This is a genomic window from Brucella tritici, assembly GCF_902825325.1.
Classification (GTDB): Bacteria; Pseudomonadota; Alphaproteobacteria; order Rhizobiales; family Rhizobiaceae; genus Brucella.
In genome coordinates, this window is record NZ_CADEAR010000007.1 from 220,698 (window position 1) to 233,080 (window position 12,383).

Below are 12,383 nucleotides of genomic sequence, written 5' to 3' on the forward strand. Positions count from 1 at the left end.
CGCTGAAAATTATTTGGCAAAGTGTCTGTCGTTTGTTTTGTCGCATTATCCGACGCAAAGCCGCTTCGCACTTTTGCTGGAAATGCTCCGGTCACAAAAGGCCGGTTGGTTGTTCTGGAATTGAGTTTCCCTTGGCTGCAATTCCGGGTACGAATCCAGCATTGTGAGTTCAATGTGAGTTCAGGGAGAGAGTTTCGCTATGCGTACTGAAACCGGCCAGACATTCCGTCTCGAAGATTATCGTCCGACCCCATACGCCATACCCGAGACGAAACTGGGCTTCTCACTGGAACCGGAAAAAACGCTCGTCCGTGCTACGCTGACGATTGAACGCCGGGATGACACCCCGGCTGGCACACCGTTGGTTCTCGATGGTGACGAACTGAAGCTTGTCAGCATCGCCATTGACGGCAAGGCGCTTGCCGACAACAGCTATGTCGCAACGCCCGACCAGCTTGAAATCAGCGATCTGCCGGAAGGCAAGCGCTTCACGCTTGAAATCGTGACAGAAATCAACCCGACCACCAACCGCCAGCTATCCGGCCTTTATCGCTCCAGTGGCGTTTATTGCACGCAGTGCGAGGCAGAAGGCTTCCGCCGCATTACCTATTATTATGACCGCCCGGATGTGCTGTCAGTTTATACGGTGCGAGTTGACGCCGACAAGCAAGCTGCCCCCATTCTCCTGTCCAATGGCAACCCCGTTGACAGCGGATCGGTCGAAGGCAACTCGGACCGGCACTTCGCAATCTGGCACGATCCACACCCAAAACCGTCCTATCTCTTTGCACTCGTTGCCGGATCGCTTGGCGTCGTGAAGGATCACTTCACCACGCAGTCCGGACGGCCTGTCGATCTGGCAATCTATGTCGAACATGGCAAGGAAAGCCGGGCACTCTATGCGATGGATGCACTGAAGCGATCCATGCGCTGGGACGAGGAGAAGTTCGGGCGCGAATATGATCTCGACGTCTTCAACATCGTTGCCGTTTCCGATTTCAACATGGGCGCGATGGAGAACAAGGGTCTCAACGTCTTCAACGACAAATATGTGCTGGCCGATCCCGAAACCGCAACCGACGTCGACTATGCGGGCATCGAAGCGGTGATCGCACACGAATATTTCCATAACTGGACCGGCAACCGCATCACCTGCCGCGACTGGTTCCAGCTCTGCCTCAAGGAAGGCCTGACGGTCTATCGCGACCACGAATTTTCCGCCGATGAGCGCTCGGGCCCGGTGAAGCGCATCGCAGAAGTGAAGATTCTCAAAGCGCAGCAGTTTCCGGAAGACGCCGGGCCGCTCGCTCATCCTGTGCGCCCGCGCGAATATCGTGAGATCAACAATTTCTACACGGCCACCGTCTATGAAAAAGGTTCGGAAGTCGTGCGCATGATCCACACGATCATCGGGTCTGAGCTCTTCCGCAAGGGTATGGACCTCTATTTCGAGCGCCATGACGGAGAAGCGGCGACTATCGAAGATTTCGTCAAGGTTTTCGCCGATGTTTCCAGCCAGGACTTTTCACAGTTCGCGCTCTGGTACGATCAGGCTGGAACACCAAAGGTGGAAGCCGCTTTCGCCTACGATGCTGCGAAGGAAACCTTCACGATTGAACTGGTGCAGTCGCTGGGAGCGACGCCCGGACAAACCGTCAAGAAGCCGATGCATATCCCGATTGCCTTCGGCCTTCTCGGTTCTGACGGCAAGGATATGATGCCAACATCCGTTGAAGGTGGAGACGTGCGCGGCGACGTAATCCATCTGCATCGTTCTTCCGAAAAGATCATCTTCCACGGCATCAAGGAACGCCCTGTGCCGTCGCTGTTGCGCGGGTTCTCGGCTCCCGTAAATCTATCAGCACCTCTATCGGATGATGATCGCGCATTCCTGGCCCTCAACGACAGCGATCCGGTTGCCCGCTGGCAGGCATTAACCGGAATTTTCAACCAGGCCCTGCTTGAAGGCGCCAAGCGTGTTCGCGGCGGTCATGCACCGGCGATTGATGATAAGGTCATCGAACTTGCCGGAAATATCGCTTCGGACGGGACGCTTGATCCGGCCTTTCGTGCGCTTTGCCTCACGCTGCCGAGCGAAAGCGACATCGCACGCGAGATGGGCAGCAATGTCGATCCGGATGCGATCCTCGCCAGCCGAAACCATTTCGTGGACGCTATTGCCACCCGATATGCCGACGACTTCGCAAAGCTCTATGATGGCCTGAAACAGGATGGCGCTTTCTCGCCGGATGCAGACGCAGCAGGCAAACGTGCCTTGCGAAACGTGCTGCTCGATTATCTGAGCCGCCACGACAAAAGCCAGAAACGCGCCGCCAGCCAGTTCGTCAATTCGGATAATATGACTGACCGCTTCGCGGCGCTGGCCGTGCTGGTGCACCGCTTTGGCGATACGGACGAGGCAAAGGACGCACTGGCAAGTTTCGAGCACCGGTTCGGCAAGGATGGTCTTGTGATGGACAAGTGGTTCAGCGTGCAGGCGAGCCGTCCCGGCGACGAAGCCTTGCAAGCTGTGCGCGATCTTACGAAACACGCCCTCTTCTCGCTCGACAATCCGAACCGCGTCCGCTCCGTGATCGGCTCATTCTCCGCATCCAATCCGACCGGCTTCAATCGCAAGGATGGTGCGGCCTACGAGTTCTTTGCAGATACGATCCTGTCCATCGATCCAGAAAATCCACAGCTTGCAGCGCGGCTTCTGACGGCGCTTCGCTCCTGGCGTTCGCTTGAAGATACCCGCCGCGAGCATGCAAGGGCAGCGCTGGCGCGTATTTCAGGCGCAGGCAAACTATCTACCGACCTGCGCGATATCGTGGACCGCACTCTCGCCTGATTCGCGACCTATCCTGATCGTTATGGTGATTCGCTCGTTCCGACTGCTTAACCAGCAATCGGAACGAGCCATTTCATGCTGATGAACGCAAAGGCGGCGGGCAGTCAGCTTTCATGAGTCTTTTCATGCCTTTAGCCGAATCAAATGCGATGCTGATTCCACTTAAGAGCTTGAGATTCATGAATAAATTGGCTGATAAAACCCTGATTTTTACGCCTCGTTAACGAATTCGCTGGACAGCGCGAATCACTTTTGATTCATTGATCATATTCGGAGGTGGCGTATTCCGAATCACTTCACTCGCAGGGAATTCACGAGGGACCATTATATGGCGAGCACCGACGCGTATGGCGCGCCGGCGGGGACGCATTGCGAATCCGGTCGGAAAAGAAGGAAAGGCAAGCTTTCGGGCCATGTCAGTCTTCTTGCTGGTCCGGCCTATGGCAAGTTCGTCTCAATCGAGCCTATCCTGCGACGCCTCGTTCCTGCGCTCATCATTATTTTCCTGATTATTCTCGGCGTAGCGCGCGTCTTCTCGATGCTGGCGTGGCGCGAGGATATCGAGCAGCAGCATAAGGCATTTCTGTCGGCTGCGACCGTCAATCTCGCACAGATGATCGAACGTGTTGCCAACGGCACCGACGCCGGGGCGCAGATCGCTGCTAAGGACATTCAGGATACGATAGCCGAGTTTCGTTCGCGCGGGCTGTCGTCGTCCGGCATGACGCTTGCCGTCATCGACCCACAATCCTCCGTGGTGGCAGTCTCTGGCCCTATGTCCGATCTATCCGGCAAGCCTGTCGATACGATCCTTTCGGAAGCGCAGCCGCTATTCCTGTTTGCAGAACGTGCAGGCGTGCTGAAAGTCATGCTGCAAGGTGAACCGGCTTTTGGTGCCTTGTCGAAGCCGATGACCCTGCCCTATTCCGTCATCGCCATTGAACCGGAAAGCACCATCTTCGCGGAATGGCGCCGGGCCGTATCGCTCAACGTGACGCTCTTTGCAGGTACGACCGGCGTGATGTTCGCCATTCTCTATGCCTATTTCAGCCAGGCAGCGCGAGCCCGCGAGGCCGACGATCTTTCCAATCAGATCCAGCGTCGTATTGATCTGGCGCTGGGTCGCGGTCGTTGCGGCCTGTGGGATTGGGACATGGCACGCGGTCGCATCTACTGGTCGCATTCCATGTATGAGATGCTTGGCTACGAAGCGCAGGATGCGGTGCTGCCATTCGGTGACGTGGCTGCAATCATCAATACGGAAGATGGCGATCTTTATTCGATCGCCGAACAGGCAGCGGCAGGCGATATTTCGCATGTCGACCGCGTCTTCCGCATGCGCCACGCCGATGGTTCGTGGGTCTGGATGCGTGTTCGCGCGGAAATCGCCAGCGAAGGCGATCTTCATCTGGTCGGCATCGCCTTCGACGTCAGCGAACAGCACCGCTTTGCGCAAGCGACGGCGGAAGCCGACATGCGCATCCGCGAAGCCATCGAGAATATTTCGGAAGCCTTCATCCTGTGGGATTCCAACAACCGCCTCGTCATGGCGAATTCCAAGTTCAGTGAATATGCTGGCCTTCCGGTCTGGACCCTGAAACCCGGTGTGCCGCGCAACGAAGTTGATGCCCATACACGCCCGTTCACTTTCGAACGCCGCATGGCCAATGAACATAACCGCGCTGGTGGTCAGACCTTTGAACGCCAGCTCAGCGATGGCCGCTGGCTCCAGGTCAACGAACGTCGCACGCAGGACGGCGGCCTTGTATCCATTGGCACAGACATTACCCAGCTCAAGCTGCATCAGGAACGTCTGGTCGACAGCGAACGCCGCCTAATGGCGACGATTCACGACCTGTCGATTGCACGCAAAGGCGAGCGGGATCGCGTGCGTGAACTCTCCGAACTTGCCCGCAAATACGGTCAGGAAAAGGAACGCGCGGAAGCCGCGAACCGCGCCAAGTCCGAATTCCTCGCCAATATGTCTCACGAGCTGCGCACGCCGCTCAATGCGATCATCGGCTTCTCGGAAATGATCCAGGCAGGCACGTTCGGCCCGCTCGGCTCCGACCGTTACGAGGAATACATCAACGACATCCATACAAGCGGCAACTTCCTGCTTAATGTCATCAATGACATTCTCGACATGTCGAAGATCGAGGCCGGGCAATTCTCGCTCGACCGTGAGCAGATCGATCTCTGCCCGCTTATCAATGAAACGGTACGCATGATTTCGCTGCAGGCGGATGAGAAGAATATTGCGGTCAATACGCGCATCGAAGAGGCAATGCAGCTCTATGCCGACCGGCGCGCGATCAAGCAGGTGCTCATCAACCTTCTCTCCAATGCGGTGAAGTTCACATCCTACGGCGGGCAGATCACGGTACGGGCGCGAAAGACCGGCTCAGCCCTCTTCATGACTATTCAGGATACCGGTGTCGGCATTCCAAAATCGGCAATCAAGAAGATCGGCCAGCCCTTCGAACAGGTGGAAAACCAGTTCACCAAGACTCATACCGGTTCCGGCCTCGGACTTGCCATCACCCGTTCACTGGCCGAGCTTCACGGCGGCTGGCTTCGCATTCGCTCAACCGAAGGCGTTGGCACCGTGGTTTCGGTCTGCATCCCTGATCGCAAGCGCGGTCAGGTTGGACATGGTGCGGAAATCCACGCGGCCTGATTAGATGGTCAAAAGCTTCTCAAAACTTGTCCGCACGTCAACGGCGACTTCCGCCAGATGATGCTCGACGCGCTTTATGTCTGGCATGTCGGCCGCACGGCATAGCAGGTCGATCATGCCGGGTATGAATTCTTCACGTTTGGCATCGCTTCCAAGACACAGACGGATCGTCTGGCTCAGATTGGTATAGAGGCGATGGGCGCCGACAAGGCTATCGGCAAGCGCCGGATCAGCAAAAGACGGGTCTAGGGCCGAAAGGATTTCTTCTGTACCCAAGGGACGCGGCTTCCGGTCGAGCTTGTTGGCCAGCAAGGCAAACTGGGCGATGAATTCCAGATCGACAATGCCGCCGGGCTTCAGCTTGAAATCCCAATCATCGGCAGGTGGCTTTTCCTGATAGATGAGGTCGCGCATCTCGCGCACATCCTTGGCGATCTTTTTCACGTCACGGGGAGAGACAAGAACCTTGTCGATCTCGCTTCTGATGTGATCCATAAACGCCTCGTCGCCATGAATCGGGCGCGCACGGGTCAAGGCCATATGTTCCCATGTCCATGCTTCGCTGCGTTGATACTTGCCGAAGGATTCGATGTGGGTGGCAACCGGTCCCTTATTGCCGGAAGGACGCAGCCGCATATCAACTTCGTAGAGCACGCCTTCCGCAGTTGGCGCGGAAAGTGCCGCAATGAGCCGCTGGGTCAGGCGAATATAATATTGCGAGGGAGCCAGCGGCTTTTCACCGTCTGATTCATCCGTCTCCTTGTCGTGATCGTAAAGCAGGATCAAATCGACATCCGAACCGGCGGTGAGTTCGCGACTGCCAAGCTTGCCCATGGCCAGAAGCGCCACTCTCGCGCCCTTAACCTTGCCGTGGCGTCGCTCCAGTTCAGCCGCCACAACCTCGAATGCCTTGCCGATCATCAGTTCAGCCAGATCGGAAAATGCGCGACCAGCGCGCACGCCATCAATGGCGCTTGTGAGCAGGCGAATACCGATCAGAAAACGATGTTCGGCAGCGAAGATACGCAACCGGTCCAGCACTTCCTCATAATCGGTCGCAGGCCCCAGAAACACGCGAAGGCGCTCTTCCAGATAGGCGCGTGTCGGCATTTCCGAGAAAATCGCCGGATCGAGCAGACCGTCAAAAACATGCGGGTTGCGCGTGATGATTTCGGCAAGCCGGGGGGCGGCGCTCATAATCAACACGAGAAGGTTCAGGAGACGGGGATTGGATTGCAACAGGCTGAAAAGCTGGATGCCCGCAGGCAGGCCCTTCAAAAAACCGTCAAAACGCAAGAGCGCTTCATCCGCGCGCTTGGTCTCGGCAAAGGCCTTGAGCAGAGCGGGCGTAAGTTCGGTCAGGCGCTCACGCGCTTCGGCAGATTGCGTGGCGCGATAACGCCCGAAGTGCCACGTGCGGATCACGCGGCATATATCGCTCGGACGTTCATAGCCCATGGCCGCGAGCGTCTCCAGTGTGCCCGGATCATCCACATCGCCAGTAAAGACAAGATTGCCGGATGAGCTTCCAAGTTCGGGAGCCTGCTCGAACAGGGCCGCATAGTGCTTTTCGACGACCTTGAGCGCATCGAGAAAAACATCTGAAAAGGCTGCCGGATCGGCGTAACCCATCATATGGGCAACACGTGCAAAGCCTTCATCGTCTTCGGGCAGAATATGCGTCTGCTCGTCGGCGATCATCTGGATGCGGTGCTCTACGTCGCGGAGGAAATAATATTCCTTCGCCAAGGCATCGCGAGCCTTCTCGGTGATCCAGCCCCGCTCCGCCAGTCTTGCCAGCATCGGCACTGTCTGGTTGCCACGCAATTCGGGAAAGCGCCCTCCAGCGATGAGCTGCTGCGTCTGAACGAAGAATTCGATTTCGCGGATGCCGCCACGTCCCAGTTTCACATTGTGGCCGCGCACAGCGATATCGCCGTGCCCCTTATGGGCGTGGATCTGCCGCTTGATCGAGTGCACGTCGGCAATGGCCGCATAGTCGAGATATTTGCGCCAGACATAGGGGGAAAGCTCCGCCAGCACCTGCTTCCCGGATTCGCGGTCCCCTGCAACGGGCCGCGCCTTGATCATCGCCGCGCGTTCCCAGTTCTGGCCGCGCCCTTCGTAATAATGAAGTGCCGCGCCGACAGGAATGGCCAGCGGCGTGGAACCGGGGTCCGGACGCAGGCGAAGATCGACGCGGAAGACATAGCCATCGCCGGTGCGGTCCTGCAGGATGCGGACAAGGCGGCGTGTCAGCCGTGAAAAAGTTTCGACGCATTCATACGGATCGCCGATGGCCGGTCTGGTTTCATCGATGAAGACGATGAGATCAATATCGGACGAATAATTGAGTTCACGCGCACCGAACTTGCCCATGCCGAGAACAATCCAGCCACTGTCCTTGTCGGGCTGGTTTCGGTCAGGAAGTTTAATCTTGCCCGCACTATCCGCATCAAGCAGCAGAAACCGGACGGCTGCGCCAGTGCAGGCCTCGGCCAGATCAGTGAGCCAGCCCGTCGTTGCTTCCGTATTGAAAATGCCAGCGAGATCGCAAAGCGCGATAAGGACATGCGCCTCACGTTTCAGAACACGCAGGCTGGTCATGAGGGAGGCTTCCGTCACGTCTGCACTTGCAGCACTGGCCGAGATATCCGCCAGAATATTCTCTAGTGCAGCCTCCGGCGATTTGTCGACGATGCGATCCAGAATACGCGGATGACGGGTCAGTGCTTCGCGAATGAATGGAGAAAGATCGAGAACGGCCGAGAAGAACGGCGCGGCTTCTGCCTTTTTCAGCAAGGCTACGACGTCTGTAAGTTCCTCTTCTCCGGCACGCGCCGCAAGGTCGGCCAGGAAGGTCTCCGCCCTTGCGGGATCAAGCGGCGTCAAAGCACGAATCTCTCTCTCCAAGAATAGTGCCGTTGCGTTTTCTGCCGCCATGATCCCCTCTTATGTCACGCCATTATTCGACCTTGCCCGATGGCAATGGAAACTCCAGCACAGCGCGCAGGCCCGGATCATTGCCTTCAAGACGAAGTGCGCCACCGTGCAATTTCATCACCGCCTTGGCAAGACTTAAACCGAGTCCCGAACCGGGCTGCGTGCGGCTTTCCTCAAGGCGAACAAACCGTTCTGTCGCCTGTTCGCGTTTTTCTTCAGGAATGCCGGGACCATTATCGGCAACGATGATGCGGACCCAGTTCGGATCACGCTCCATAGAAAGGCTCACTGTCGCAATCCGCTCATCGCCGCCCGCATACTTAATTGCATTGTCGACGAGATTGGAAATCGTCTGCCCGACCAGTTCGCGATTGATATGAAGCGCAACTTCATCGAGATCACCAAGTGTCAGGTTCACACCCGCATCCTCGGCAACGGGCTCATACATTTCGGCCACGTCGCGAAGGATCGGCGCTACCGGCATGTTTTCGAGATTCTCCGATGAATAGCCTGCTTCAAGACGCGAAATCATCAGGATCGCGTTGAAGGTCCGGATCAATTGATCCGACTCGCCGATGATATCTTCAAGCGCCTCACGATATTCAGGTCCGGCCTTCTTGCCGGAAAGAGCTTCTTCCGCTCGATTGCGCAGGCGCGTCAGCGGCGTCTTGAGATCGTGCGCGATATTGTCGGAGACCTGCTTCAGCCCCTCGTTCAATTCCAGAATTTTGCCAAGCATGACGTTGAGATTGCCCGACAGGCGGTCGAATTCATCACCCGAGCCGTTGACCGGAAGCCTGCCCGTCAAATCCCCATCCATGATGCGCTGTGAAGCCTTGGACACGTCATCGATGCGCTTCAGGGCGCGGCGTCCCACAAACAGCCAGATCAAGAGCGCTCCAACGCCCATGATACCTAACGCCAGCATCAGCGACCGGCGAACAACATCACGGAACCGCTCCGGTTCACCCAGATCGCGACCGACCAGAAGCCGCATGCCGTTCGGCAATGCGATCACGACCGCAATGGCGCGGTGCTCCGTCTCCGTGCCCTGCTCGCCATAGCGCCGATATTTGAACCCGCGCTCAATAATGCCATCGGTATCCAGAACACCGGGCTCCACGCTCTCCACATTACCCGCAAGGATGCGGCCTGTCGGATCAGCGACCAGATAGAGATAAGCGCCCGGCTGGCGCGAGCGATAATCGATTGTCCGCACGAGCTGCGGTATGCCGCCCCGCGCATAGCTCTTGCCAATGCTGCCGATCTCCTCACCCAGCGATTGCTGGGTCTGCGCGGCCAGCATGGAAGCAGACAGATTGGTCATGTAGAAGACCAGCGCTACCGCGCCGACGATGAACAGCAGCAGATAGAGCGTTGATAGTCGAACGGCGGTTGTGCGCATGAGCGCTGAAAAGCGGCTCATCAATCCACCTTGGCGACTGCGGATTGTTTTGCACGTCCGGCCCTCAGCATGTAGCCGGCGCCACGCACCGTATGAAGCAGAGGAACGTCGAAGCCCTTCTCGATCTTGGAACGCAAACGCGAGATATGCACGTCAATCACATTGGTCTGCGGATCGAAGTGATAATCCCATACGTTTTCGAGCAGCATCGTGCGCGTGACAACCTGTCCGGCATGACGCATCAGATATTCGAGAAGTCGGAATTCGCGAGGCTGGAGCGTAATATCCACATCCTGACGGCGCGCTGTATGCGCAAGCCGGTCAAGCTCCAGATCGCCGACGCGGTAGATCGTATCTGCTTCGCGGGGACTGGAACGACGTTGCAAAACCTCGACGCGAGCCAGCAGCTCGGAGAATGCATAAGGCTTGGTAAGGTAGTCGTCACCACCGGCTCGCAGTCCTGTGACGCGGTCATCCACTTCGCCGAGTGCGGAAAGGATCAGGACCGGGGTTTCCATGCCCTTGGCACGCAAACCAGCCACGACGGACAAGCCATCACGCTTCGGCAGCATGCGGTCGACTACGAGGACATCGTAGCTTCCATTCTCGGCCAGCGTATAGCCGGTCTCGCCGTCACCGGCGATATCGGCGGAATGTCCGGCCTCGGTGAAGGCCTTCTCCAGATAGCGGGCCGCTTCGCGGTCATCTTCAATAACGAGAATCTTCATGGCGCTACTTATAATACCGTTTGATGATAAGGCGATGCCAGGCGGAGAACCGCCTGGCATCGAATTGCTCAGAGCCTTAAGGGCTACCGGTCATCATCCCTGATCGATCGGCAGGGCCACGAAGCGGCTCTGATCGTTGCTCTGCAATTGCAGCAGCACTGCCTTGCGACCCGACTTGGCGGCTTCGCTGATGGCGTTGTTGATGTCCTTGGCGCTCTTCACCGTCTGGTTGTTGACGCTCATGATGATATCGCCGGAACGGACACCACGGTCAGAGGCATCGCTATCGGGATCAACGTCGGTTACCACCACGCCGTTGCCATCTTCGGATGGGGTCACGGTCAAGCCATAGGAGTCGAGCGTCTCGCTCTGGCTGCCGCCGCCATTGTCACCCGAAGTGCTGGCCGACTTGCCGAGATCGCCAGGCATCGCCTCGATGGTGATGTCGATTTCCTCGGCCTTGTTCTTGCGCCAGACGGTGAGTGCCGCCTTTTCGCCTGGAACAATGCCAGCAACCTTGCGTGCCAGATCGCGCGGATCCTGAACGGGTTCGCCGTTGACGGCAGTGATCACATCACCGGACTGGATGCCAGCCTTGGCAGCAGGGCCGTCCTTCTGCGGCGAAGCGACGATTGCGCCCTTCTCTTCAGCAAGGCCGAGCGAAGCAGCAATATCCTTGGTCACCGGCTGAATCTGGACACCGATCCAGCCACGTTCGACCGAACCCTTCTTGATGAGCTGGTCAACGACCTGCTTTGCGGTAGAGGCCGGAATTGCAAAGGCAATACCCACGCTACCGCCCGAAGGCGAGAAGATTGCGGTGTTGATGCCGATGACCTGACCGGACAGGTTGAAGGCCGGACCACCAGAGTTGCCCTTGTTCACAGCCGCGTCGATCTGGATGAAGTCGTCGTAAGGACCGGCGCCGATATCACGGCCGCGAGCCGACACGATACCGGATGTCACCGTACCGCCGAGACCGAACGGATTGCCGACAGCCACAACCCAGTCACCGACGCGAATCTTGTTGTCGTCGCCGAATGCAACATAGGTGAACTTCTTCTTCGGATCGTTGACCTTCAGCACGGCCAGATCGGTACGCGGATCGGTTCCGATCAGCTTTGCGTCAAGTTCCGTACCGTCATCCATGACAACGCTGTAGGCATCGCCATCAGAAACCACGTGATTGTTGGTTACGACATAGCCGTCTTCGGAAATGAAGAAGCCGGAACCCTGGGCGACCGGACGTTCATGACCGGGGCGCGGACCGCGCTTGCCGGGGCCACGGCGATCCGGGCGGGCATCGGGACGAGCGTCGCCACGCGGATCCATGCCGAAATCACGGAAGAAGCGCTTCAGCGGATGATCGTCCGGAAGCTGATCAAATCCGGGAGGGCCCGAGAACTGGCCGCCGTCGCCGCGATCAGCAGTTTGCTGCACGTCCTTCTTCACGCGGACGCTGACAACAGCCGGACGAACCTTCTCAACAAGATCGGCAAAACCCGCAGCCTGCGGCGGTGGCGTTACCTGGACTGCGTCAGCACGCGCATCATTGAGCGCACCAAGCGGGCCGGTAGCGAGAAAACCACCGGCGAGAGCAGCCGATAGTGCAATCGCGGCAACGCCCTTGCGATAGTTGGAAATCCTGGCTCTGGACATTTATTTCTCCTTACGAGCAGTAATCCGGCCGCTGCCCTGATCTTTCAGGAAACGCAGGCCTGTGAAACCTTTATAGAGCGTAAGATAGTCAGGGCTACCTTACCGCTCCGTTTCCAC

At 57.6% G+C, this 12,383-nt stretch carries 6 protein-coding genes; 2 read left to right on the forward strand and 4 right to left on the reverse strand.

From position 1 onward, the window contains the following. Positions 1–199: 199 nt before the first annotated feature. Positions 200–2,851, forward strand: a complete 2,652-nt coding sequence (gene pepN / locus HWX93_RS12635; RefSeq protein WP_176037523.1) for an aminopeptidase N — start codon at positions 200–202, stop codon at positions 2,849–2,851. Between the two features lie 328 nt (positions 2,852–3,179). Further along, positions 3,180–5,531 (forward strand): PAS domain-containing sensor histidine kinase, encoded by a 2,352-nt coding sequence (locus tag HWX93_RS12640; RefSeq protein WP_176037524.1) that lies wholly within the window; start codon positions 3,180–3,182, stop codon positions 5,529–5,531. On the opposite strand, the gene HWX93_RS12645 is transcribed toward HWX93_RS12640, so the two are convergent. From HWX93_RS12645 to HWX93_RS12660, 4 genes are all read right to left on the reverse strand, one after another. Continuing rightward, a complete protein-coding gene (locus tag HWX93_RS12645; RefSeq protein WP_176037525.1) occupies positions 5,532–8,474 on the reverse strand; it encodes a bifunctional [glutamine synthetase] adenylyltransferase/[glutamine synthetase]-adenylyl-L-tyrosine phosphorylase in 2,943 nt (980 codons plus the stop codon). It lies immediately after the preceding gene. 22 nt (positions 8,475–8,496) lie between these two features. Continuing rightward, entirely contained in the window at positions 8,497–9,903 is a 1,407-nt protein-coding gene (locus tag HWX93_RS12650; RefSeq protein ID WP_176037526.1) for a sensor histidine kinase, read from the reverse strand. Then, positions 9,900–10,607: a response regulator transcription factor gene (locus HWX93_RS12655; protein WP_176037527.1), complete on the reverse strand. Its 708-nt coding sequence runs from the start codon at positions 10,605–10,607 to the stop codon at positions 9,900–9,902. Before HWX93_RS12655 ends, HWX93_RS12650 begins: the two co-directional genes overlap by 4 nt. Positions 10,608–10,700: 93 nt before the next feature. Then, complete coding sequence (locus tag HWX93_RS12660; RefSeq protein ID WP_151652639.1) at positions 10,701–12,266, reverse strand: Do family serine endopeptidase; 1,566 nt, start codon at positions 12,264–12,266, stop codon at positions 10,701–10,703. Positions 12,267–12,383 lie beyond the last annotated feature (117 nt).

What these genes read in the sequence shown, in the direction of transcription:
- HWX93_RS12660 (WP_151652639.1), bottom strand. Translation starts at nt 12,266, where the DNA reads ATGTCCAGAGCCAGGATTTCCAACTATCGCAAGGGCGTTGCCGCGATT.
- HWX93_RS12655 (WP_176037527.1), bottom strand. Translation starts at nt 10,607, where the DNA reads ATGAAGATTCTCGTTATTGAAGATGACCGCGAAGCGGCCCGCTATCTG.
- HWX93_RS12645 (WP_176037525.1), bottom strand. Translation starts at nt 8,474, where the DNA reads ATGGCGGCAGAAAACGCAACGGCACTATTCTTGGAGAGAGAGATTCGT.
- HWX93_RS12640 (WP_176037524.1), top strand. Translation starts at nt 3,180, where the DNA reads ATGGCGAGCACCGACGCGTATGGCGCGCCGGCGGGGACGCATTGCGAA.
- pepN (WP_176037523.1), top strand. Translation starts at nt 200, where the DNA reads ATGCGTACTGAAACCGGCCAGACATTCCGTCTCGAAGATTATCGTCCG.